Origin of the sequence: Rhodococcus sp. 05-339-2 (genome assembly GCF_002258965.1) — a bacterium.
In the GTDB taxonomy this organism is placed as follows: domain Bacteria; phylum Actinomycetota; class Actinomycetes; order Mycobacteriales; family Mycobacteriaceae; genus Rhodococcoides.
The window spans coordinates 430,958-455,317 of record NZ_NOYW01000021.1 but is presented as its reverse complement, the minus strand read 5'-3'; the positions used below and the strand labels follow the sequence as shown (position 1 = coordinate 455,317).

The 24,360-nt window shown below is 66.4% G+C and carries 22 protein-coding genes; 3 read left to right on the top strand and 19 right to left on the bottom strand.

All coding sequences use genetic code 11. From position 1 onward, the window contains the following. Positions 1-129: 129 nt before the first annotated feature. The 19 genes from CH273_RS26640 to CH273_RS26550 form a co-directional block, all read right to left on the bottom strand. On the bottom strand, positions 130-417 hold the full coding sequence (locus CH273_RS26640; protein WP_032394379.1) for a YggT family protein: 288 nt from the start codon (positions 415-417) through the stop codon (positions 130-132). A gap of 82 nt (positions 418-499) precedes the next feature. After that, positions 500-1,147 carry a cell division protein SepF gene (locus CH273_RS26635; protein ID WP_032394380.1) on the bottom strand — a complete coding sequence of 216 codons (648 nt, stop codon included), beginning with the start codon at positions 1,145-1,147 and terminating at the stop codon, positions 500-502. 83 nt (positions 1,148-1,230) lie between these two features. Then, positions 1,231-1,986 carry a YggS family pyridoxal phosphate-dependent enzyme gene (locus CH273_RS26630; protein ID WP_032394694.1) on the bottom strand — a complete coding sequence of 252 codons (756 nt, stop codon included), beginning with the start codon at positions 1,984-1,986 and terminating at the stop codon, positions 1,231-1,233. 19 nt (positions 1,987-2,005) lie between these two features. Continuing rightward, positions 2,006-2,773, bottom strand: coding sequence for a peptidoglycan editing factor PgeF (gene pgeF, locus CH273_RS26625; RefSeq protein ID WP_032394381.1), 768 nt, complete (start codon positions 2,771-2,773; stop codon positions 2,006-2,008). Further along, positions 2,770-4,044 (bottom strand): cell division protein FtsZ, encoded by a 1,275-nt coding sequence (ftsZ, locus tag CH273_RS26620; protein WP_032394382.1) that lies wholly within the window; start codon positions 4,042-4,044, stop codon positions 2,770-2,772. Before ftsZ ends, pgeF begins: the two co-directional genes overlap by 4 nt. A gap of 171 nt (positions 4,045-4,215) precedes the next feature. Then, complete coding sequence (locus CH273_RS26615) at positions 4,216-5,010, bottom strand: cell division protein FtsQ/DivIB (protein ID WP_082322386.1); 795 nt, start codon at positions 5,008-5,010, stop codon at positions 4,216-4,218. Then, on the bottom strand, positions 5,007-6,512 hold the full coding sequence (murC, locus tag CH273_RS26610) for a UDP-N-acetylmuramate--L-alanine ligase (protein WP_052049322.1): 1,506 nt from the start codon (positions 6,510-6,512) through the stop codon (positions 5,007-5,009). Before murC ends, CH273_RS26615 begins: the two co-directional genes overlap by 4 nt. Before the next feature lie 63 nt (positions 6,513-6,575). Beyond that, on the bottom strand, positions 6,576-7,718 hold the full coding sequence (murG, locus tag CH273_RS26605; RefSeq protein WP_218829589.1) for an undecaprenyldiphospho-muramoylpentapeptide beta-N-acetylglucosaminyltransferase: 1,143 nt from the start codon (positions 7,716-7,718) through the stop codon (positions 6,576-6,578). Next, positions 7,715-9,301 (bottom strand): putative lipid II flippase FtsW, encoded by a 1,587-nt coding sequence (gene ftsW, locus CH273_RS26600; protein ID WP_032394383.1) that lies wholly within the window; start codon positions 9,299-9,301, stop codon positions 7,715-7,717. Before ftsW ends, murG begins: the two co-directional genes overlap by 4 nt. Beyond that, complete coding sequence (gene murD / locus CH273_RS26595; RefSeq protein WP_032394384.1) at positions 9,298-10,770, bottom strand: UDP-N-acetylmuramoyl-L-alanine--D-glutamate ligase; 1,473 nt, start codon at positions 10,768-10,770, stop codon at positions 9,298-9,300. Before murD ends, ftsW begins: the two co-directional genes overlap by 4 nt. A gap of 3 nt (positions 10,771-10,773) precedes the next feature. After that, positions 10,774-11,859: a phospho-N-acetylmuramoyl-pentapeptide-transferase gene (gene mraY / locus CH273_RS26590; protein ID WP_032394385.1), complete on the bottom strand. Its 1,086-nt coding sequence runs from the start codon at positions 11,857-11,859 to the stop codon at positions 10,774-10,776. Beyond that, positions 11,856-13,364 carry a UDP-N-acetylmuramoyl-tripeptide--D-alanyl-D-alanine ligase gene (locus tag CH273_RS26585; RefSeq protein ID WP_032394386.1) on the bottom strand — a complete coding sequence of 503 codons (1,509 nt, stop codon included), beginning with the start codon at positions 13,362-13,364 and terminating at the stop codon, positions 11,856-11,858. The genes mraY and CH273_RS26585 overlap by 4 nt, the downstream gene beginning before the upstream one ends. Next, a complete protein-coding gene (locus CH273_RS26580; RefSeq protein WP_032394387.1) occupies positions 13,361-14,962 on the bottom strand; it encodes a UDP-N-acetylmuramoyl-L-alanyl-D-glutamate--2,6-diaminopimelate ligase in 1,602 nt (533 codons plus the stop codon). Before CH273_RS26580 ends, CH273_RS26585 begins: the two co-directional genes overlap by 4 nt. A 158-nt stretch (positions 14,963-15,120) precedes the next feature. Then, positions 15,121-16,977: a peptidoglycan D,D-transpeptidase FtsI family protein gene (locus CH273_RS26575; protein WP_032394388.1), complete on the bottom strand. Its 1,857-nt coding sequence runs from the start codon at positions 16,975-16,977 to the stop codon at positions 15,121-15,123. Next, positions 16,974-17,801, bottom strand: coding sequence for a cell division protein FtsL (locus CH273_RS26570; protein WP_230596643.1), 828 nt, complete (start codon positions 17,799-17,801; stop codon positions 16,974-16,976). Before CH273_RS26570 ends, CH273_RS26575 begins: the two co-directional genes overlap by 4 nt. Continuing rightward, positions 17,798-18,829 carry a 16S rRNA (cytosine(1402)-N(4))-methyltransferase RsmH gene (rsmH, locus tag CH273_RS26565; protein ID WP_032394389.1) on the bottom strand — a complete coding sequence of 344 codons (1,032 nt, stop codon included), beginning with the start codon at positions 18,827-18,829 and terminating at the stop codon, positions 17,798-17,800. The genes CH273_RS26570 and rsmH overlap by 4 nt, the downstream gene beginning before the upstream one ends. A gap of 219 nt (positions 18,830-19,048) precedes the next feature. Then, entirely contained in the window at positions 19,049-19,480 is a 432-nt protein-coding gene (gene mraZ / locus CH273_RS26560; RefSeq protein ID WP_027497352.1) for a division/cell wall cluster transcriptional repressor MraZ, read from the bottom strand. Positions 19,481-19,988: 508 nt separating this feature from the next. Then, positions 19,989-20,426: a DUF3040 domain-containing protein gene (locus tag CH273_RS26555; protein WP_032394390.1), complete on the bottom strand. Its 438-nt coding sequence runs from the start codon at positions 20,424-20,426 to the stop codon at positions 19,989-19,991. Positions 20,427-20,653: 227 nt separating this feature from the next. Continuing rightward, a complete protein-coding gene (locus CH273_RS26550; RefSeq protein ID WP_052049323.1) occupies positions 20,654-21,109 on the bottom strand; it encodes an SAV_6107 family HEPN domain-containing protein in 456 nt (151 codons plus the stop codon). 196 nt (positions 21,110-21,305) lie between these two features. On the opposite strand from CH273_RS26550, the gene CH273_RS26545 reads away from it, so the two are divergent. Genes CH273_RS26545 through CH273_RS26535 form a run of 3 tightly spaced genes read left to right on the top strand, consistent with a single transcriptional unit; the run spans position 21,306 to position 24,353 of the window. Beyond that, positions 21,306-21,923, top strand: a complete 618-nt coding sequence (locus CH273_RS26545; RefSeq protein WP_032394391.1) for a GNAT family N-acetyltransferase — start codon at positions 21,306-21,308, stop codon at positions 21,921-21,923. A 4-nt stretch (positions 21,924-21,927) separates the two neighbouring features. Then, on the top strand, positions 21,928-23,535 hold the full coding sequence (locus CH273_RS26540) for a phytoene desaturase family protein (protein WP_082322387.1): 1,608 nt from the start codon (positions 21,928-21,930) through the stop codon (positions 23,533-23,535). Further along, a complete protein-coding gene (locus CH273_RS26535) occupies positions 23,532-24,353 on the top strand; it encodes a carotenoid biosynthesis protein (RefSeq protein WP_032394392.1) in 822 nt (273 codons plus the stop codon). Before CH273_RS26540 ends, CH273_RS26535 begins: the two co-directional genes overlap by 4 nt. Positions 24,354-24,360 lie beyond the last annotated feature (7 nt).

The window sequence follows — 24,360 nt, the reverse complement described above, 5'->3', positions numbered from 1 at the left end:
AGAGCAAGCATTCAGTTATATGCCATTCCGCGCGAGTGCAGAACAATCAAACTGTAACTGGCGTCCATTCTGTCACACAGGACACGCAGCATGCGCTGGGTCCCGCGTTCTAACATTTCATCTGCGGCCTCAGGCCGCGAGACCACTGGTCACATTCCACGCGATGAAGACCACGAACAGCAGGACCATGATGGACAGGTCCAGTCGCACTCCACCGAGGTTGAGCGGCGGAATTATTTTCCGGAGGAACTTCACCGGCGGGTCGGTGACGGTGAAGATCGCCTCGAGCACGATGACGACCAACCCGGTCGGTTGCCAATCTCTCGCGAAAGTCCTGATGAACTCGACGATGATTCGACCGATGAGAAGGAGCCAAAAAAGAAACAATACGATGTTGATCACCGTGAACACGATCACGGCTATACTCTGCCTGACTTCGCCGGGCTGAGCAAAGCGCGCTGGTCACAGCCCTGAACTACCGCTCCGAACAGCAAATGTCTCACTGCTGGCTGTAGAAACCGGTCTCGGCGATCCGCCTGCGCTCCTGCGGTGAGACGTCGACGTCGGCCGGCGAGAGCAGGAAGACCTTCGTCGCTACCTTGTCGAACGAACCGCGCAGCGCGAAGGCGAGCCCGGCAGCGAAATCGACCAGTCGCTTGGCGTCCGCGTTGCTCATCTCGACCAGGTCCATGATGACCGGAGTGCCGTCGCGGAAGCGCTCACCGATGGTGCGAGCCTCGCTGTAATCACGCGGTCGGAGCGTGGTGATCTTCGAGAGGGGGCCGCCGTCGTCGACGATCGGGCTGCGTCGGGTCTCCGCGCGCACATCCATCCGAGTGTCCATGGCGAGCGCTCCTCTGGTTGCCGCACCTCGCGTGGTCGGTGCCGCGCCACGGCCTCGTCCACCGATCGGTGCCAGCGTTGCCGCCGGACGGGGTGCCTCGTAATCGTCGTAGTCGTCCTCGACCTGCGCATGCCGCGATCCACCGAAGGACGGCTTCACGAACTCACGCTCGTCGATGTCGTCGTAGCTGTCGCGACCACCACGGGAGCTGCGTCGCGTGTCCGGATCGTCGAGGTAGTCGTCCTCGTAGTCGGCGAGCGGAACCATGCCGAAGTACGCCTTGAACTTGTGCAGGGTGCTCATCGTTCTGCCTTCCGTGGCGGTGTGTCTACTGTCCATCTCCAGGTTCGCAAGTGTCTGTTGTGACTGATGTGATCCATGGACTGTTATTGCGAGGCTATCGGCCGCGCGCCGAGTATTGCGGTACCGACACGCACGCACGTCGATCCGTGGCGCACAGCAGCTTCCAGGTCTCCGGTCATGCCCGCGGACAGCTCGAGCGCTCCGGGATGATCGGCCGACAGTCGACGATGCAGACTCTCGAGGTCGGCGAATGCGGCGTCCGGATCGGCGTCGAGCGGCGGCACCGCCATCAACCCCGCCAACCGCAACCCGGACGCGTCGGCCACCGCGTCGGCGAGCGCGTGCAGTTCGTCGCGTTCGACGCCTCCGCGATGCACGTCCCCATCGAGACTGACCTGGACGATCACGTCGAGTTCGGTCCGGCGCACACCCTCGTCCAATGCCGCCGTTGTCGCCTTCGACAGAGCAGTCACCAACCGCGCACTGTCCACGGAATGGATGGAGTGTGCCCACGCGGCGACCGACTTGGCCTTGTTTCGCTGCAGGTGCCCGATCATGTGCCACCGGGGTGGATCGCCGATGAAGTCGTCGGCCGTCTCGGCGACCTTGGGAGACGCGTCCTGCTCCCGCGACTCTCCGAAATCGCGGCATCCGAGGTCGTACAGGATCCGTACATCCGACGCAGGGAAGAACTTCGTCACCGGGAGCAGAGCCACATCGGCAGGCGACCGGCCCGCGTCGACACACGCGCGATGCAACCGCTCGCGTACCGACGTCAACGCCGTCTCGATCTCCTGCGCCCTGCCGGTACCCGACGCAGTGCCGCTGAGTTCGCTCATGACAACCTTCCCTGCCCGTTCACCGATCGGCCGATTCGGGCCGATCACCTGGGGATGTGCTGTCCATCCAGACGACGCTGGCAATTCGGCCGGTCGATCCTTCGCGCCGGTGACTGAACAACGTCCGGTCCTCGATCGTGCAGCGCGGATCCTGGGCCACCGCGGACACGCCCGCGGCGAGCAGTTGAGCCCGGATACCGGCGGGAATGTCGAGCCCGGGCGTGTGGCGGACGGTTGTCGTCGCGCTGCCGGGCAGATGCTTGTCGACGTCCGCTCGCATGGACGCGGGCACCTCGTACTGGCGACCGCTCGCGGCCGGACCCAGAAACGCGCCGATCCGCGCCGGAACCGCACCCAGCTCGACCATGGCGGCCAACACGCGGGGAACGATGCCGATGCGGGCTCCGACCCGTCCGGCATGCACGGCGGCGATCACTCCGGCCTCCTCGTCGGAGAGCAGCACCGGCACGCAGTCGGCAGTCAACACCACCAAGCCGAGATCGCGGTGCGTCGTCACCAACGCATCGGTCATCGGTAGCGGCTCGGTCACCGGACCGTCGACCACCGTGACGGTGCGTCCGTGGACCTGCTCCATGAAGACGAGCCGTTCGAGCCCCATGCCCAATCGATCGCCGAGGCGTCGACGGTTGGCCTCCACCGCAGCGGGGTCGTCACCGACGTGGTCACCGAGGTTGAACGTGTCGAACGGAGGTGCCGAGACGCCACCCGCTCGCGTCGTCGAGACGCGTCGGACCCGAAACGGACCTGGGGATGAGGTGTCACTCACCGCCGCATGAAGGACGGCACATCGACGTCGTCTTCGCCCTCGTCCTCGGCGATGGGCACGCGACGGCCGGAACCGACGGACTCACGGCCCTGGCCGGCCGAGTCACGGCCGTAACCGGCTGCGGATTCGCGGCTCGACGATTCACGATTGGACGAACTCGACGAGTTCAGTGGCGGCAGACTGCTACCGCTCGGAGCGCCGACCGGGTCGCGGAACACCGCACCGTCCGAACTGTCGCTCGACCGCGACGACACCTCGCCCGAGCGAGCCGATCCGATCGGGCCACGTGTGGAGGTGGCCGCTTCCACCGGACGCCGCGTCGGGGTTCCGCCGTCGAAGCCTGCGGCGATGACGGTCACGCGGACCTCGTCACCGAGCGAGTCGTCGATCACGGTGCCGAAGATGATGTTGGCGTCGATGTGCGCGGCTTCCTGCACCAGCGAGGCAGCCTCGTTGATCTCGAACAGACCCAGGTCGGATCCACCGGCGATCGAGAGCAGCACTCCGCGAGCGCCTTCCATCGAGGCTTCGAGCAGCGGCGAGTTGATCGCCGATTCGGCCGCCTTGATGGCTCGACCCTCGCCGCGTGAGGATCCGATGCCCATCAATGCACTGCCTGCACCGGACATCACGCCCTTGACGTCCGCGAAGTCGACGTTGATCAGACCGGGAGTGGTGATCAGGTCGGTGATGCCCTGGACGCCGTTGAGCAGTACCTCGTCGGCGCTGCGGAACGCGTCCATGAGGCTGACTGCGGCGTCACCGAGCTGGAGCAGTCGATCGTTGGGGATGACGATGAGCGTGTCGCAGGACTCACGGAGCTGCTGGATGCCCGTGTCGGCCTGGCCACCGCGCCGCTTGCCCTCGAAGGAGAACGGCCGGGTGACGACACCGACGGTCAGCGCACCGAGCTTACGAGCGATGTTGGCGACGACGGGAGCGCCACCGGTACCGGTTCCGCCGCCCTCGCCTGCGGTGACGAACACCATGTCGGCACCCTTGAGCACCTCTTCGATCTCGTCCTTGTGGTCGTCCGCTGCGCGGCGGCCCACCTCGGGATCGGCACCAGCGCCGAGTCCGCGGGTCAGTTCGCGACCGACGTCGAGCTTGACGTCTGCGTCACTCATCAGCAAGGCCTGAGCGTCGGTGTTGACCGCGATGAACTCGACTCCCTTGAGTCCCTGTTCGATCATGCGGTTGACCGCGTTCACGCCGCCGCCGCCGATGCCGACGACCTTGATTACGGCGAGGTAGTTGTGCGGGGGCGTCATGGGCTCTCGCCTTCCGTGGATTGTTGCGTGAAATGTGGAAAACCCTCAACCTAAACCACAGGCTTAGAGTTATGTCAAGTACTGAACTGGTCGAAACGCTATTCATCGCCGACGACTATCGCCATTAGGCGCGCCGACGCCGCGCGAGAAAATCCCGCCGACGCGTCGAAACTATTTGGTGGTGGGCAGATCCGGACTCGACACGTCGAAGATCTGGCCGGGCTGGGACAGCAGGGCGATGGCCACCGCGGCCTTCCGTTCGGAGTCGTCCTTGCTGCCCCACACCACGGTGCGCCCGTCGAGCAGCAGGATGGAGATGTCGGACAACGTGCTCGCCCGCAGCTCTCCTGTCTGATCGCGCAGCAGCGGTGGCAACGTATCGAGAACCGCCAGTGCATCTTTCGTCACCGGATCACCGAACACCGGGTTGTCGGTCACCAGACGCACCACCCCGGGCGGTGGCGGCGCGATCGCGAAATCGACCCCGGTCGAATCGAGGAGATGGGTGCCGTCCGGAGAATCGAAGAACGCCACCGGAACCCGCTCCTCCACCGTCACCTGCACAGTGGACGGATACTTCCGTTGCACACGGACCGTGGCCAGCGCCGGAATCGTGGCCACCCGTTGCGCCGCAGCCGCCGTGTCCACCCGAACCAGCGGAAGGCCGACGGGTACGTCGAGCCGATCGAGGATCTCCTGCTCGGACACCGACGACGCTCCCGCGACCGCAATGGTGCGTACGGACAACAGCGGTGTGAAGTACACCAGCGCAGCCGATCCCACCACGACGACCACCAGTGCCAGGGCGATGGCCAAGGCCTTGCGCCGCGACCGCTTCACCCGTTCGCGCTCCTGCTCGCGCGCCAGCGCGCGTGCCTGCTTGTCGGTGACCGCGGCCGACGAATCACCTTCTCCTGCAGCTGTTCCCGACCTCGAAGAACGGACTCGATCGGAGCGACGACTCACGTCGACGGCCGATCCTTCGGTACCCCGCGGCCGGTCGCAGCACCGAAATCGGTCTTCGAGCGAAGCGCATCGAGAATCGGTCCGCCGAGCATGGTCACGTCACCCGCGCCCATCGTGATGACGACATCGCCGGGCAGACTCAGATGGGCGACCTGCTTGGCCACCAACGACAGATCCGGCTGGTAGTTCACCGGCTTGGTCACCGAAGCGGCAACCAGTGCCCCCGTCACCCCCGGCAACGGTTCCTCACGTGCGCCGTAGACGTCGAGCACGACGATCTCGTCGGCCAGGGACAGCGCGGCACCGAATTCCTCGGCGAACGTCGCGGTCCGCGAGTACAGATGCGGCTGGAACACCACCACCACCCGTCCCGGCTCGTGACCCGAACGGTCCTGGCCTGCAACGAGAGCCTGCGCGGCCGTCAGCACCGCGCGCACCTCGGTGGGGTGGTGCGCGTAATCGTCGAACACGCGCACGCCGTGCTCACGTCCGGTGAACTGGAAGCGCCGATGCACGCCGCCGAAACCGGTGAGTCCGGCCAGCAGTTCCTCGACTCCGGCACCGACCTGACGCGCCGCGACGAACGCCGCCAGCGCGTTGAGTGCTGTGTGCCGGCCGGGGACGCCGAGCCGTACGGTGCGGGCCGCGTCCTCGCCTGCGATCTGCAACTGCGCGACGCCGCCGATGTCCTCGGGCTCCCATGCCAGCAGTCGAACGGCCATCTCGACGGGACCGGCGTCGACATCCGAGGACCCGTAACCCAACACCTTCACGCCCGGAAGGTCGCGCTCGACCACACGTCGAGCGAGCGCCGCCGAACCCGGGTCGTCCATGCACGCCACGAGTACACCGCCGGGACCCAGGAGCCCAGCGAAGTCGTCGAACACCTGAACGTAGGCCTCGGTGGTGCCGAAGTGGTCCAGATGATCGGCCTCGATGTTGGTCACGATGATGACGTCGGCGCTGTACTGAAGCAGCGAGCCGTCGCTCTCGTCCGCCTCGGCCACGAACACGTCGCCGCTGCCGTGATGGGCGTTGGTGCCGGCCTCGTTCAGCTCTCCCCCTACGGCGAACGACGGATCGAACCCGCAGTGCTGGAGCGCGACCACCAGCATCGAGGTCGTCGACGTCTTTCCGTGCGTTCCCGAGACCAACAACGTGCGGTATCCCTGCATGAGCGAGGACAGCACAGCCGGCCGCAACACCACCGGGATTCCGCGTTCACGCGCTTCGACGAGTTCGGGATTGGTCTTGGGAATCGCGGCGTGGGTCGTCACCACCACGGTGGGTCCGCCCTCGATCATGTCGAGGGCACCGGCGTCGTGACCGATGCGGACCTGGGCACCGCGTGCGCGCAGTGCGAGCACGCCGCGCGATTCCTTGGCATCCGAACCCGACACCTGTCCCCCGCGCGCCAGCAGGATCCGCGCGATGCCGGACATTCCGGCACCACCGATGCCCACCATGTGTACTCGTTCGAGCTCTGTCGGCAGATTCGACATCGCACCCTCAGTTGTCACGCGGACGTCTCCCTCGTTCTCTTCTCATGCTCGCCGCCGCCGGGCTCAGCGCCGCGCCGCGTGCGCGGTATCGAGCACGATCTGCGCGACGGCAGCCGCTGCGCCCTTGTGCCCGGCACCGGCGGCGGCACGAGACATGGTGGCAATTCGTTCGGTGTCGGCCAACAACGAGACAACCGTCTCGCTCACGTACCGCTCGGTCAGTGTCGCATCGGATACCAGAATGCCACCTCCGGCGTCGACCACAGGACGGGCGTTGAGTTCCTGCTCGCCGTTGCCGTGCGGTAGGGGTACGTAGACGGCAGGCAGACCGGTCGCGGACACCTCGGCGACCGTCATGGCACCGGACCGGCAGATCGCCAGGTCCGCAGCCGCATACGCCAGATCCATCCGGTCGATGTACGGCACCGCGACGTACGGCGCGTCCGGATCACGTTGCTCGACGTCGAGCGAGTTCTTCGGACCGTGAGCATGCAGAACCGAAATGCCGGCTGCGGCGAGGGCCGCCGAGGCTCCGGACACCGCGTCGTTGAGCGATCGGGCCCCCTGCGAGCCGCCGAACACCAACAGCACCGGACCGCTCTCGGGCAGGCCGAAGTGAGCGCGAGCCTCCGCGCGGACGGCAGCCCGATCGAGGCCGGTGATGGTGGGACGCACGGGAATTCCGATCACATCGGCGTCGGCAGCACCGCGCGCGGCGATCCCCGAGCCCTCGACCGCGGCGAGCACCCGCTCGGCCGACCGGGCACCGACCTTGTTGGCGATGCCCGCTCGCGCGTTCGCCTCGTGGATGACCACAGGTATTCGGCCGCCACGGCCGAACAATCGACCACGGGCCGCGAGATAGGCCGGCAACGCGACGTAGCCGCCGAATCCGACGAGCACGTCCGCCTCGACGGCCGCAAAGATCTCGCGGGTGCGTCGCACCGATCGCACGACGCGAAGCGGCAACTTGAGCAGGTCGACGGTGGGTTTGCGGGGCAGCGGAACGGGCGGGATGAGTTCGAGTGCGTACCCGCGAGCCGGAACGAGAGTCGTCTCCAGACCACGGCTGCTACCGAGAGCGGTGACGGTGACGGTGGGGTCGAGGACACGCAAGGCGTCGGCCACAGCGAGCGCGGGCTCGATGTGCCCGGCCGTCCCGCCCCCGGCGACCACGACGGAAATCGGTCGAGATGTCTGGTTCACCGTCGATATCCTCGCTCACCCGAGCGGACAGGCGGGCGGCCGGGTTGTGGTTCCGGCCGCGGACGGTATGCCGAACGCGATCCCGCGGCGGGTTCTCGCCGGACGGGCTCGCTCCGACGGGGGTTGCCGCGGGGTGACTCGCCCCGATATGCGGTCGATCTGGGCGACATCGTGTCGGTCCGTGAACTGGAGACCCGCGTGCGAGCACGTCCGGGCTCGGCTGCTCTCGCTGCACGCCCGTCCTTGCCTTGGCCCTTACGGGCCTCGATGCGCTTGCGATCCTGCGCCGCCAGCGTGGGGCGGGTGGACTTCGACCGCGCCATCGCGGCTCGCTTGGGCGAGAACACGGCGGGCAGCGGCAGCTTCAGAGCTCGCGCGATACGGCCCTCCTGCCCCGCGTGCAGGGCTGCGATCGCCTCCGGTTCGTGTCGGGCGGCGCTCGCGATGATGCCGAACATCAGCAGCGTGATCGCGGTCGAGGTACCACCGTAGGACACCAGCGGCAGCTGCAGGCCGGTCACAGGAAGCAGCCCGACGACGTAGCCGATGTTGATCATGGCCTGACCGAACACCCAGCACGTGGCACCTGCGGTCAGCAGACGCAGGAACGGATCCACCGAACGCATGGCGATGCGCAGGCCGGTGTAGACGAAGAGGCCGAACAAACCGATGACCGCCAGGCAGCCGATCATCCCGAGTTCCTCGCCGATGATGGCGAAGATGAAGTCGTTGTGCGCGTTGGGGAGGTAACTCCACTTCGCGCGGCTCTGTCCGAGCCCGCGACCGAACAGTCCGCCGTCGGCCAGCGAGTATTTCGCCTGGGTGGACTGATACGACAGGCCCTGGGTGTCCTCACCCGGATTCAGCCATGCCTTGACGCGATTGGAGCGGTAACCGGCGGTGAACGCGAGCACGGTTGCCAGCGCCAGACCGGTCATCAGCACCGCACCGAACAGCCGAGCGTTGAGGCCTGCGAACCACAGCAGAGCCACCAGGATGATGCCGAGGGCGATGGCGGTACTGAGGTTCGGCTGCAGCACGACGAGCAGACACATCAGCAGTCCCGCGGGCAGCAACGGCACCAACAGTGACTTGATGTTGCCGTGTTCGCTGCGGCGCGAGGCCAACAGGTGGGCACCCCACAGAACCAGTGCCACCTTGGCGAGCTCGGACGGCTGGAAGGACACGACGCCGAAGTCGAACCAACGGCGTGCACCCTGGCGTTCGGCACCGATACCGGGAATGAGCACCAGCATCAGCATGGTGATCGAGACCAGGAACAGTGGAAACGACAGCTTTCTGAGGTACCGAACCGGCAGCCGGAGAGCGACGTAGAACGCGACGACTCCCAGCGCGACACCGATCAGCTGCTGGGTGAAGAGGGCGTACCCGGACTCGTCTGCTGCGAAGGATTCGGCGGACGACGCCGACAGGACCATGACCAGGCCCAGCACCGTGAGCAGCACTGCGATCGTGACGATGAGGTGGAAGGACGCGAGCGGCCTGCCGAACCACAGGCCGATTCGGGTACGTGGAGCGGCGGCGCGTCGAGCCGGACGAGGCGGTTGGCCTGCGGCGGTCACGATCGCGGCGATCCGATGTCGGTGGCTTCGAGGAGCTGGACCGACTCGGCGAAGCTACGGCCGCGGTGGCCGTAGTCGGCGAACATGTCCAGTGACGCGGCAGCCGGGGCCAGCAGGACCGTGTCCCCCGGAGCAGCGAGTTCGGCCGCGTGGGCCACGACCGCCCGCATTACCGCATCAGCATCTTCAGCACCATGAGTCACACCAGCATCGTCTCCCGAAGGGAGCCTGACGACCGGAACATCGGGCGCGTGTCGCGCCAAAGCATCTGCGATCTGCATCCCATCGCGTCCGAGAACGACCGCAGCCACGAGCCGATCGGCGATCTCGATCACCAGATCGTCGATCACCGCTCCCTTCAACAGCCCACCCGCGATCCACACGACGCGATCGTGCGCCGAGATGGAGGAGCGAGCGGCATGCGGGTTCGTCGCCTTCGAATCGTCGATGAACGTCACCCCACCCAGCTCGCGCACCACCGCTGCACGATGCGGTCCCACTCGATAGGTCTGCAGCCCCAGCCGAACAGCGCCTGCCTCAACCCCGATCGACCGTGCGAGCGCGCCTGCCGCGAGCGCATCGAGGACACCGGACGGACCGCTCGGCTCCACGTCGTCCGCAGCGAGAAGATCGACGTTCTCACCGAACGCGTTGTCGACGAGCACCCCGTCACGCACACCCAGCTCACCCGAGGCCGGCTCACCCAACCGGAAACCGACGACGGTCGACGCGGCAGACCCGGCCGACAGCCCCGCCGCCCGGGAGTCGTCCAGACCGACCACCGCGACGTCGCCGTTCAACGCACGAGCCTTGGCCTGAACGTAACCGTCCATACCGCCGTGCCAATCCAGATGATCCTCGGCGATGTTGAGCACCACCCCCGCAGCCGGACGCACCGAGGGAGCCCAGAACAGCTGGAACGACGACAACTCCACCGCGAGCACACTCGGATGCGGGGAACCGCGCAACGCGTCGGCGATGGGGAGTCCGATGTTGCCGCAGGCAACCGACTCGATGCCTGCGGCGTCGAGTATCGAGGCCAGCATCGAGGTGGTGGTCGTCTTTCCGTTGGTGCCGGTCACCACCAGCCACCGAGTTCGGGGTCCGTACAGCTCGACCCGGTCCACGTGCCAGGACAACTCGACATCGCCCCATACCGGAATGCCCAGCTTCGCGGTCGCCGCCAACACCGGAGAGTCGGGTCGAAACCCCGGACTGGTGACGACGAGCGAGAACGCCGCGAGCGCCGCGGGATCGGCGAGCAGGTCGTCCTGCAGCACCACCGCAGCACCGGAGTTCGACGCCTCGTCCAGCGCGGCGCGATTCGAGTCGGTGACCGTGACGACGGCACCGAGATCGAGCAGTGGTCGCACGACGGCGAGTCCTGAGATGCGGGCTCCGGTCACCAGCACCGAACTGCCGCGCAACCAGGTCAGATCGGTCCGAGAGTCGGGCACAGATTCGTCCATGCCCTATCCGCCGACAGCAGCGAGATACTCGCTGTAGAACAGAGCGAGTCCGACGGCCGACGCGATGGCGGCCAACAACCAGAATCGGATGATCACCGTCGTCTCGGCCCATCCGGCCAACTCGAAGTGATGGTGGAACGGTGCCATGCGGAACACTCGTCGGCGACTGGATCGGAACACCGCGACCTGGATGACGACCGATGCGGCCTCGGCGACGAACAGTGCACCGATGACCACCATGATCAGCTCGGTCTTGGTCACCACCGACAGGCCTGCGATCAGACCGCCGAGGGCAAGGGATCCGGTGTCGCCCATGAAGATCTTGGCCGGCGCGGCGTTCCACCACAGGAAGCCGATGCAGGCACCGGCGGCCGAGGCGCAGACCAGGGCCAGGTCGAGGGGATCTCGAACGTCGTAACAGCCGGGGGCAGGCCCGGCGGGTCCTGCGCACGCCTGGCGGTACTGCCAGAACGTGATGACGGTGTAGGCGCCGAGTACCAACGTCATCGATCCGGCGGCGAGGCCGTCGAGTCCGTCGGTGAGGTTGACAGAGTTGGACCACGCGATCACGAGCAGGCAGACGAAGAATACGAAGACCACCGCGGACATCGACCAGGTGGCGATGTCGCGCACGTACGACAGTTGAGTGCTGCCGGGAGTGAGCCCGCTCTCGCTCCGGAACTGCAACACCAGAATCGCGAACAGCACGGCCGCCGTTATCTGACCGACGTACTTGCCAGTGGCGTTCAGGCCCAGGTTGCGCTGTTTGCGGATCTTGATGAAGTCGTCGAGAAAGCCGACCAGACCGAGCACTGTGGTCAGGCCGAGAACGAGCAGGGCCGACGCCGACGGACCGTCAGCGTCGTAACCGATGCCGATCAGGTGCGAGCCCCAGTAGCCGGCCCAGATGCCGACCAGAATTGCGACGCCGCCCATTGTCGGTGTGCCCCGCTTGGACTGGTGACTCGCCGGGCCCTCCACTCGAATCTCCTGGCCGAAGCCCTGTTTCGAGAAGGTCTTGATCAGCACCGGGGTCAGCAGGATCGCGACCGCGAGTGCGATACCTCCGGCGAACAGGATCTGCCTCACTGCTCACCCTCCGCAGTGGTGCTCGGCGCGTCGGCCAGCAGGGCGTCCGCGACTGTCCACATCGCCCCGGACTGCGAGGCCTTCACCAGCACGATGTCGCCGGGACGCACCTCCTCGTGCAGTACGTCGATCGCCGTTTCACGGTCGGGCACCAACATCGATTCCTCGCCCCACGAACCCTCCATGACCGCACCCTGGTGCAATGCGCGAGTAGGACGGCCGGAATCGACGATGATCAGGCGATCGACGTCGAGGCGGACGGCGAGGCGGCCGATCGCGTCGTGCTCGACCACCGAGTCCGAACCCAGCTCGCCCATCTCCCCCAGCACCGCCCAGCTGCGGCGTTTGGGTCCGTCGTCGCGACGCGACATCGACACCAGTGCTTTGAGTGCGGCGCGCATCGAATCGGGGTTGGCGTTGTACGAATCGTTGACGACGGTGACGCCGTCGGCGCGGGTGCGGACGTCCATTCGCCTGATCGACGTCGGTGCGGCAGCCCCGAGCGCCTCGGCGACCTGCGTCAGTGTCGCGCCGCACTCGAGTGCGACGGCGGCGGCTGCGAGAGCGTTGCCGACCTGATGCTCGCCGTGTACCGCCAGGGTGATCGGTACCGAACCCGCTGCGCAGTCGAGCGTGAACGACGCTCTGGCGTCGGTGTCGACCTGCACGTCGAGTGCTCTGATGTCCGCCTCTGCGTTGCGCCCCACCGTGACGACGGATGCCGTTGTGCGAGTTGCCATTTCAGCGACGAGCCGATCGTCGATGTTCAGGATCGCCACTCCCCCGTCGGCAGCACTCGGCAGAGCCTCGACCAGTTCGCCCTTCGCCAGTGCGATGGCCGCGCGCGACCCGAACTCGCCCAGGTGCGCGGTTCCGACGTTGAGGACCACCCCGATCCGGGGCGGTGCGAGCGTGGCCAGTTCGGCGATGTGGCCGATTCCTCGGGCGGACAACTCCAGACAGAGAAAGTCGGTCTCGGCATCGGCTCGCAGCGCCGTCCAGGGGTGTCCCAGTTCGTTGTTGAACGATCCGGGCGGTGCCACCACCGAACCGAGGGGTTCGAGTACGGCAGAGATCAGATCCTTGGTCGAGGTCTTCCCCGAGGATCCCGTCACGCCGACGACGGTCAGGCCGTGCTCGGCCGTCAACTCGCGCACCGATGCGCGGGCCAGAGCGCCGAGAGCGGTCAACACTGCCGCACCGGAGCCGTCCGGGTCGTTCTCGAGTGCCATCGCGCGACTGTCGTGCGGAACGGGACGCACGACCACGGCCGGTACGCCCACCGGACGCGCAGCCAGCACCAGTGCCGCACCCGCGGCAACCGCGTCGGCGGCATGGTCGTGACCGTCCACCTTCGCTCCGGGAAGGGCGAGGAAGATACTGCCGGCAGTGACCTTGCGGGAGTCGAACTCCACCGGTCCCGACACCACGACCGTCGAATCCGGCACGTCGTGCACCGTGCCTCCGACGATCTCGGCGATTCGGTCGATCGAGAGCGGGATCACCGTACGCCCGCGCTCGTGCCGACCCGGCGCGCATCGATGGCCGAGGCGAGTATCACTCGGTCGTCGAACGGATACTTCACGCCCGCTACTTCTTGGCCGGTTTCGTGCCCTTTACCTGCGATCAACACAACATCCCCTTCGCGTGCCCACGCCACGGCCTGTTCGATCGCCGCTGCGCGGCCTGCCACGTTCCGTACTTCACCGCGGGCCTCGTCCGGCACCGACAGCGCGCCGTCCTCGACGGCCGCCCTGATGGTGGCCGGATCCTCGCTGCGCGGGTTGTCGTCGGTCACCACCAACAGCTCGGCACCGCGCGCTCCGGCGGCACCCATCAGGGGACGCTTCGCGGTATCGCGGTCGCCGCCTGCTCCGAGAACAACCGCGATCCGTCCACGCGAGGATTCGCGCAACGTTGCCAGCACGGCCTCGACGGCCGCAGGTTTGTGTGCGTAGTCGACCACTGCCAGGAAGTTCTGCCCGCGATCGATCCGCTGCACGCGACCCGGCACGTCGACCGTCGCGACCCCGGTCACGGCGCTGCGCACATCGGCCCCGGCCGCTGCGCAGGTCGCCAACGCCAGGACGGTGTTCGCGACGTTGTAGCGCCCCGGCAACCGGACCGAGACCGGCAGCGACGCACCCTGCGGATCGGCGACGGTGAACGACTGCGTTCCGTCGTCGTGCTTGGCCCAGTCCGAGACCGTCCACTGCGAATCAGCACCTGTCGACGCGGTCACCACGGTCGACCCGGCCGACCGAGCGATGTCTGCCATCCGCACGCCCCACGCGTCGTCGACACAGACGACGGCGGTCTCGGCACGAACCGCCGAGTCGGCCGCGAACAGGCGACTCTTGGCCGCGAAGTAGTCCTCGAGAGAATCGTGAAAATCGAGGTGATCCTGCGAAAGATTGGTGAACGCACCGATCGCGAAGCGAGTGCCGTCGACCCGGCCCAGGGACAACGCGTGCGAGGACACCTCCATCACCACCGTGTCGACGCCCTCCTCGACCATCACCGCGAACAGGGCATGCAGCTGCGGAGCCTCGGGCGTGGTGAGCGCGCTCGGCACGTGCCGGCCCAGCACACGTGTCTCGATGGTGCCGATCAGCCCGCACCGACGACCGGCTGCGGTCAGGCCTGCTTCGAGCAGATAGGACGTCGTCGTCTTCCCTGACGTACCGGTGATACCGATGACGGTCATCTTCGACGACGGGTTGCCGTACACCAGAGCGGAGACCGCCCCCAACACCTGGCGCGGACGGTCGTGCACGAGCACCGGAACCTGTCGATCGGTACCCGCCAGAGCACCCCGCACGATCTCGAGTCCGGCCGGGTCGGTGAACACCGCCACCGCACCACGCTCGACCGCGTCGGCGACGAACTCGGCACCGTGTCGCGACGATCCGGGCAGTGCCGCGAACAGATCGCCGGGAACAACGGACTGTGCGCGCAGATCGATACCGGTCACGCTCACACCGGCGGGGTCGCCCTCGTCGATGGTTGCACCGACCGCAGACGCCACCTCCCGGACTTCGGTGTGCGGTGGATGCGCCGGACGTGAACCCGGAGCCGGTTGTGAATCCGATGACACAGTCACTCCTGCTCCCTTCCTCTCTACTGCCGGCCGCGCGCCTGCCGCGGCTCGATCACGCCGCGGCGGCAGCCGAACGAACACGCCCGAGCCGATGTGTCAGATTACCGGCGTCCGGGATCATGATGTCGCCGCCCCGACTCGCGGACCGGCGGGTTGGGATCTCAGTCCGCCTGCAGAACCAGCTTGGGTCCGGGGTCGGCGGACATCGGCACGCTGTCCCGCTGCAGCATCCAGCTGGCGATGTTGTGGAACAGCGGTGCTGCCGACTGGCCACCGGAACCGTCGGCGCTGCGGGTCGGGGCGTCGAGCATGATCCCGATCACGTAGCGGGGATCGTCCGCGGGCGCGATGCCGGCGAACGTGATCCAGTAGTTCGAGTTCGAGTAGCACTTGCACTCGGGGTCGACCTGCTGAGCCGTACCCGTCTTGCCACTGATCTGGTATCCCTCGACGCCCGCGGCAACTCCGGTACCGCGCTGGTTTCCGGTGTCGTCCTGGGTGACGGATCGGAACATGTTACGGACGGTCTTCGCCGTATCGGGGCTGACCACGTACACACCGTCGGGCTGCTGGGTCTCTGTCCGCTGACCGTTCGCGTCCACCGTCGCCTCGACGATCCTCGGCGGGATGCGTACTCCGTCGTTGGCGATAGCCTGGTACATCCCCGTCATCTGCAGCAGCGTCATCGACAGTCCCTGGCCGATGGGGAGGTTGGCGAACGTGCCGCCCGACCACTGGTCACGGCTCGGAACGTTGCCCGCGCTCTCGCCCGGTAGCCCCACGTCGCTGCGCTGGCCCAGGCCGAACCTGGTCAACATGTCCGCGTAGCGGTCCTCGCCGACGCGTTGGGCAAGCATCAGCGTGCCGACGTTGGAGGACTTACCGAACACGCCGGTCGTCGTGTACGGCGCGACACCGTGGTCCCACGCATCCTTGACCGACACACCGGACATGAAAATGCTGCCCGGCACCTGCAGCACCTCGTCGGGCGTGGTGAGTCCGTACTCGATGGCCGCGGCCGCGGTGATGATCTTGTTCACCGAACCGGGCTCGAACGGCGTGGTGACGGGCAGGTTGCCCATTTCCTTGGTGCGCTCGTTGTTGCCGACTCCGATGCCGGGATTGAAGGTGTTGTCGTTGGACATGGCGAGCACCTCGCCGGTGTGCGAATCCTGCACGTACGCCGAGGCGTTCTTCGCTCCCGACAGGTCCTTGGCCAACTGCACCTGCTGCTGCACGTAGTACTGCAGATCTGCGTCGATGGTCAGTTCGACGGTCGAACCGTTGACGGCAGGCTGCTTGTCCCGCCAGCTTCCGGGGATGACGGCACCGTCGGATCCGCGGTCGTAGGTCTGCGAACCGTCGGTTCCGGCCAGGGTCGCGTCGAGCGCATCCTCTAGACCCAGCAGACCGTGTCCGTCCCAACCGGTGGCACCGACGATGTTCCCGGCCAGCGATCCGCCCGGGTACTCGCGGATGTCCTGACGCTCCAGTCCGACCTGCTTGAAATCCTTGCTGATCTTCGACGCCACGGTGGCGTCCACTCCGCGTGCGAGGTAGGTGAATTCGTCGTTGCTCTTCAGTTTCGCGAGCAGATCCTTCTCGCTGATCACATCACCGAGGTCGCCATGGATGCGGGCGGCTATGTCCTCGAGGTACTGATCGGTCTCCGGCTCGGTCGGGTCCTTCGCCCGGGCCTCGTCGAGTTCCTTGCGAACCCGAACCGGTTGGAACGTCAACGCTTTGGCTTCCATCGTGAAGGCGATGGGATTGCCGTTGCGGTCCAGGATGGATCCCCGTAGCGCCGGATCGACGAGAGTGGTGGTGCGTTGCGACGCCGACTCGGCCGACAACCTCGGCGCATCGAACCCCTGAATCCACAGCAACTGTGCCGCCGCGACGGCCAGCGCCAGATACATCAGAACGCGGCCGGTGCCGTGACGAAACCGAAAGGTGGACGAGTCGAGACGCTTTCGGCTCGGTGGTCGACGGCGTGGAGCAGGCGAGGGCCTGGTCACTGCCCGTCACCCGATGCTTCGCCGGTGGGCTCGGGGGCTTCGACCGCAGGTGTTTCGAGCGAGGGGATGCTCATGGGAACCAATTGTTCAGCAAGCGCGGTGTTTCCAGCTCCATTGCTCGCATTCGGCGTGGCGGCGCGGGTGTCGATCGTGCCAGACGTTCGATTCGGCTGCGACGCGCTTCTCGGCGTCTGCTGCTGCGGCGACTGCGTGCTCGGATTCGTGACGGTTCCCTCGCCTGCGGCCGCGGGCGACACCGGATCGAGCGGTGCCACCGGTGCACCGTCGGCCGGAGCCGGGGTACCGACGACCTGGACGCCGCCGTCCGGCGCGACGATCAGATGTGCAGAGTTCTTGACCGGGACCATTCCGAGTTCGGCGGCCTTGCGCGCCAACTCCGGAGCCGACTCCGCCAACTCAACATCACGCTGCAACGAGGCCCGCTGCTGAGCCAGTTCGGCGTTGACGGCCTTGGCGGCGCTGAGATCGTAGGAGTCTCCCGCGGACCGAGTGGTCAGCAGCAACGTCAGACCGAGACCGATGGCGAGCAGGCCGATGATCAAGGCGACGAACGGAATTCGCGCCGCGATGGCGCTTCCGTTCAGCGAAGCCCGGGCACCGGCTACGGAACCACGCGCAGAATCCGAGGTGTGGATCGACGCCCGCTGCTGCCTGCGCTCGTATGCCCGCAGTGCAGCACCGGACCGTCCACCACCCTTACCCGTACGTTCGGGCCGCGAGAGTGGAGCCTGCCGTACGGCGTTGCGGGGCGATGCCGGAACCCGATTGCGTTGTGGTCCAATGGTTGTGACTGGAACCGTCATTCCGCTCTCCTTGCAATCCGTTCGGCGGCGCGCAATCTCACCGGAGCCGAACGTGGGTTTGTCTCGATTTCTGCATCCGATGCACGCTCGGCACCTCTGGTCAGGAGCCGAAACTCCGGACCCATTCCGGGAAGCTCGACCGGCAGCCCTTCCGGACTGCGGGACTTGATCCGAGGTGCCAACTCCTGCTTGACAACTCGGTCTTCGAGCGACTGATACGACATGAAGACCACCCGGCCTCCGACAGCCAACGCGTCGAGCCCGGCAGGTACCGCCGCCTTCAACGACTCCAGTTCACCGTTGACCTCGATACGCAGGGCCTGGAAGGTTCGCTTGGCAGGGTGCCCACCGGTGCGCCGCGTTGCGGCCGGAATTGCGGCATAGAGCAATTCGACCAACGGCCCGCTCGTGGTGAAGGGCGTGTGCTCTCGGTGACGCAGAACGGCGGAGGCGATCTTTCCGGCGAACCGCTCCTCGCCGTAGGTGCTCAGGACCCGTGCGATCTCGCCGTGCGAGTACGTGTTGAGGACGTCTGCGGCGGTGATGCCCACGGTCGGATTCATTCGCATGTCCAGTGGGGCGTCGACGGAGTAGGCGAATCCGCGGTCGGATTCGTCCAACTGCATGGACGACACACCGAGATCGAACAGGATGGCGTGAACGGAGCCGACCGCAGGCAGGCCGGCCTCGTCGAGCGCTTCGGCGATGCCGTCGTAGGTCGTGTGCACCAACGTGATTCGATCGGCGAACGGAGCCAACCGGGCTCCGGCCAACTCGAGCGCGTCGGGATCCCGGTCGAGCCCGATCAGGTGCAGGTGCGGATAGGTCCGCAAGAAGTGCTCGGAGTGACCGCCGAGTCCGAGAGTCGCGTCGATCATGACTCGGGTATCGCCGGTGGATTCGAGCGCGGGTCCGAGCAGTTCGTCGGCTCGCTCGAGACGAACCGGAACGTGGACCGGGCCCGAGGATCGACGATGGGTTCGGTCGGCGGACGAGTCGCTCTCGTCCGGCCCGGTGCCCTCCGTCATGGTTCCTCCCGGTCGCGCGTACGTACTTCTCGCCCGGGTCCGGGCCGTGCAGGTCGCCCACCGAGGCCGATACGAATGCTTCGAGGTCCCTGTCCGATAGGGAACCTGGCGTTGGGGAAGAACGTCAGGGTCCTGATCTGCGAAACCTGGCGTTGGGGAAGAACGTCAGGGTTCTGATCGGGCAGAGGCCTCGCTGCACTCGCAGGCGACCTGGTCGGGCTACAAGATCCCTCCGAGGGACTCGTCGAAAGCGTCGGAGAAATCCTGCTCGTTCTCAGCGGAGTAGCGCGCCCACGCTTCGTCGTTCCAGATCTCGATGAAGTCCATCGAACCGATCACCACGCAGTTTCGTTCGAGCCCCGCATAGCGGCGATGCTCGGGACTGATGGTGATGCGTCCCTGTCCGTCCGGCCGTTGTTCGTCTGTTCCCGAGAAGAACTGGCGAACGTAGGCACGGGCTTTGGGGTTGGCACGAGAAGCCGCCGTCAACTTCCGAGAGCGCTCCGCGAAGTCGGCCGCGGTGTAGACAGCGAGGCTGAAATCCTGCCCCTTGCTCACCATGACCCCTCCTGCAAGCGCGTCCCGAAACTTGGCCGGCAACGTGAGTCGACCCTTGTCGTCGAGCTTCGGCGTGTAGGTACCGAGAAACACTCGCCACCTCCAGCCTCGACTCTCCGCTGCGGACCACTTTACCCCACTCTCCCCCACTTCGAACCATTCACGGCCGGAAAACTTTGGAGAAGTCACTGTCTGCGCTGGTCAAGACGTAGAAGATCGGCGCTGCCGTCAGCGATACCGCGGGCGATTCCGAGGGCTCGAACCGGACGCCATGGCGCACGAGTCCAGCATCGAAGCAGCCTGACCAGGCGCGCAGCACCTACGGTGGTGGACGACGGTCGATCTCGGCCCCTCGGTGGGGCCTCGGTGGGGAAAAGTGGGGAGCGTGGGTGACAGTGGGGGACGCGTCCCAGAACTCCCGCGCGCGAACGCGCGAACCGGCCCTCGACGCGGAGCGGAGGGCTGCAGTCGATCGGGCGGCGTCCGTTCGAGGGCAGAAACGACAACAGCACCTCACCCGAGGGTGAGATGCTGTTCTACGTTGACGCGTGAAGTTGTGGAGACGAGCCGATAAGGGTCGGTTCGGCGAAACCCGGTCGACTCAGTCCTGCTCGAACCTTTTACGGAACCGATCTTCCATGCGAGAGGTGAAGCTGCCGCCCTTGCGACCACCCTTCGATTTCTGTCCGGTACCACGCCCGGACGTCTCGGCAGCATCGTTGGATGCGCTGCCCTCGTCCTGCGACGCTGCGGCTCCCTTGTTGGAACCGCCGAACAGGAACAGTGCCCCGGCACCGAACATGAACAAAAAGCCGATGAGACTGACGACGAGAAAAGCCAGGCTGTTCGTCGACAATGCAACACCGGCGACGAGCAACACGAGTCCCACTACGAACAGCGCGGCAGCCTGAAAGCGCCTCCTGCTCGACGCCGCACGTACGCGACCGCCCCTCACATGAGACGCGAATTTGGGATCCTCGGCGTAGAGAGCGCTCTCGATCTGGTCGAGCATGCGCTGCTCGTGCTCGGAGAGTGGCACGGTACCTCCCCCTGCACAGATATTGAAGGTCATTTCGGTTCCGAAACGACGGGAAGCTGACCTTGGCGGCTACCTGCTGTCGATGATACGAGCTGAATCGGCCGCTTACCACCTACTCGGTCGATGTGTTCCTGAGAAACACCGAAGTTTTCGAGACGCACGTCCCGAAAACCTTGGGCGAACACCCGATGACGTGGCGATTGTCACCTGACGTCCAGCTCGGTGCGCTACGCAGACAGGGGCGCCGTCATGGGGTCGACGGACGCGAATCGAGCCTGCCCGCCGAGTCGGTCCTCGACCGAGTTCAGAAAACGACCGACGTGTCGATGGAAATCGTCGGCATCGAGATCGGCGATCGTGCTCGACGCGCCGGCCTCGACCGCCGCCCTGGTGGCGGAGAAAGACGCGAAATAGTCGGCCCAGACGGCGAGATCCGGTGCCGCCTTTGCCATCAACACCCACGCACTGCGCGAACGAGGACGCGCGCCGATCGAATTCGGCAACGACGCCAGCACAGCTGCCGCGCCTTTCAGTGCAGCGGCGTAGCTGCCGAGAAATCGATCTCCGGCATCGCTCTCCCCGATGGACTCGGACAGCAGAGCATCGGCCCGGCCCAGCAGAATCTGAGCCTGACGCGACACCGGCGACCGCACTCCGGCATCGAATGCCTTCGTGATCGTCATACTCGAACACCTCCAGTTCGAATCTCCGGCGCGCACCTGGCGCGGCCGGAACCGTGGCGAAGCCTTACAGTCGAACTCCGGAAGAATCCGACTCGACATCCGAGCCGAAGCCACCGGCGCACTCGGCCCCGATTGTCGAACACCCGTTCGACACATTCAATATAGCCGTGCCCACCGACAAGTTGCCGAAGAAAGGTTGAGAACAGTCGTCACCGATGCGCGGACAACGCCGTACCTGGTCGATCTGACGCCCCCGGAATTCCGCCAGCGGCTGTTCGAGGCACTGTCCATCTACGTCGAGGCCATGGGCTATCCGCGTGGAACCGAACAGAGCCGAGCCCCGATGTGGAGTGAACACCTACACCGCCCGGGCTGGCGAGCCGTCGGTGCACTGCTCCCGAACGCCGATCCGACACAGCCCGATTCGCTGGTGGCCGTCGCGTACGGCTACCACGGTGCCGCGCACCAGTGGTGGCATCAACAGGTTCGCGACGGATTACGGCGCACGGGGCATTCCCCGCAGACCGTCGAAGCCACGCTCGCGGACTACTTCGAGCTGACCGAGTTGCACGTTCTCCCGAGCGCTCAGGGGCACGGTCTCGGTGGACGACTGTGCAGACGACTGCTGCGCGGCGTCTCGGCGGCCAACGTGATGTTGTCCACACCCGAAGTAGCCGAGGAGGACAACCGAGCCTGGCGGCTCTACCGCAGGCTCGGCTTCGCGGACGTACTGCGCGACTTCACCTTCAGCGGCGACCGACGACCCTTCGCGGTCCTGGGCCGCCGGTTGCCCCTCGACGGGCCAGTAGCCTGAGGGTGTGATCGATGCTGTGGTGGTGGGCTCCGGCCACAATGCCCTGACCTCCGCCTGTTACCTGACCGATGCCGGCATGTCGGTCGAGGTTCTGGAGCGCGACTCCGTCGCCGGCGGCGCGGTCTCGACGGTGGAACGCTTTCCCGGCCACCGAGTGGACCGTGGTTCGTCGGCACACATCATGATTCGGCACACAGGCATCATCGAGGAGCTCGGCCTCGCCGAGTTCGGACTGCGCTACATCGACTGTGACCCCTGGGCGTTCGCGCCGGGAGCCGTCGGCACCGACGAACGCGGAATCGTCTTCCACCGAAGCCTGGAACGAACCTGCGAGTCCATCGCCGCCGCCTGCGGCGCAGCCGACGCGCGCGCCTACCGAACGTTCGTCTCCGTCTGGGGTCCCCGCAGCGAACGCACCATGCGTGCGTTCGGTGGGCCACCCACCGGTCCGAAACTGCTCCGATCCTTCTGGGGTCTCGGTGCTCCCGACGGCGGCAGCACGCTCTCGCGTGAGTTCCTCGCCACCGGCGATTCCCTGTTGGACGAGATGTTCTCGAGCGAACGACTCAAGGCTGCGCTCGCCTGGTTCGGCGCGCAGTCGGGTCCGCCGATGTCCGAGCCTGGTACCGCACCGATGGTCGGCTTCGCGGCCCTCATGCACACCCTTCCGCCGGGCCGCGCCGTCGGCGGCAGCGGAGCATTGACCGAGGCGATGATCGCTCGGCTGCAGCGCGACGGTGCCGAACTGACACTCGGCGACGCGGTCACCTCGCTCGTGCGCCGCCCGCACGGCTGGACCACCAGGACCGCGTCGGGACGGGAGATCGACAGCCGCATCGTCGTGGCCGGCTGCCACATCCTGACCACCCTCGACCTTCTCGAAGCCGGTGGACACGACTCGGCGCAGATCGCCCCGTGGCGCAGCACGATTCGGGTAGGACCGGGGATCGGTACTGCGGTCAGACTGGCCACCGACGCTCTTCCGACGTACCCGAGTGCCGACCGCATCGAGGACGGCACCCACGGTCTGGCGCTGCTGGTACGCGACCGCAGCCAGTTGCGGTTGGCGCACGGGCACGCGCTGGCCGGCGACCTGCCGCCCACCCCGGCCGTGCTGGGAATGTCCTTCAGCGCACTCGATCCCACCATCGCACCGCCGGGACAGCACCAGATCTCACTGTGGTCGCAGTGGCATCCCCATACCCTCGCCGACGGCAGGCAGTGGCGATCGGACGTTCCGGGCGAGCGCTCGTTGGCCGAGTTCGAGGCAGATCGAATCGTGGCCGAACTGGACCGGTACGCACCCGGTTTCGCCGAGTCCGTGTTGGATAGGTTCGTTCAATCGCCGCCGGACATCGAGCGTGAGCTCGGTCTGATCGGAGGCAACATCATGCACCTGGACATGTCGTTGGACCAGATGATGATGTGGCGGCCGCATCCTCGACTGGCCGGGCATCGGGTCCCCGGTGCCGACGGGCTCTATCTCACCGGCGCATCGACCCACCCCGGCGGAGGGGTCACCGCGGCCAGTGGTCGGTCGGCGGCCCGAATCGCGATCGCCGACGCCCGCGCAGCCCGCCGTCGCACGTTCTTCGGAAGGAAACGGGAATGAAGGTCGTTCCGATCGTCGTGGCGGCCGCTGCCGTGGGCTGCCAGATCCTCTACCCACTGGTGTCGGGATCGACCAGGGACGCAGTGACGGTGGCGGTGGTGGCCCTGCTCGCGCTCGCGTCGATCCTGCACGCGGCGCTGAACCGCGGTGTCGTGTGGGCCACCGTTCTCGTCGTCGTGACCGCAGGAACCGGGTTCGCGTCCGAACTCGTCGGCACGGCCACCGGGATCCCGTTCGGCGAATACTTCTACGCGCAGAATCGCTTGGGCCCGAGCCTGTTCGAGGTACCCGTCGTGGTCCCTCTGGCGTGGACGGCCGGGTTCTACCCGATCTGGTGTGCAGTGACCTTCGTCGTCGGCCGTCTCGACACGACGCAGGCGCGCGCCACCGCACTGCGAATCGTGGCCGTGGCGGTGGGGATGGTCGGCTGGGACCTCTATCTGGATCCACAGATGGTCACCGACGGACAGTGGACCTGGACCGCCGGTTCGGTCGGGCTGCCGGGTGTGCCGTCGATTCCGCTGACCAACTACCTCGGCTGGCTGGTGGTGGCGACGCTGATGGCTGCGGTGATGGAATCGCTCGACCGCGCCGTCGGTCGCCCCCGGTCGTCCGACGACGCAGTGCCCATCGGATTGTTCCTGTGGACGTGGCTCGGGTCGGCGCTCGCGCACGCGGTGTTCCTCGACGGTCCGGAGCTTCGCTTCTCGGCGGTGTACGGATTCGTCGTCATGGGCGTCGTCGGCATACCACTGCTGTGGAATGCCCGTCTGTCCAGGAACACCCGACACGCCTCGCTGACAACCCCTGCCGACTGACATCACC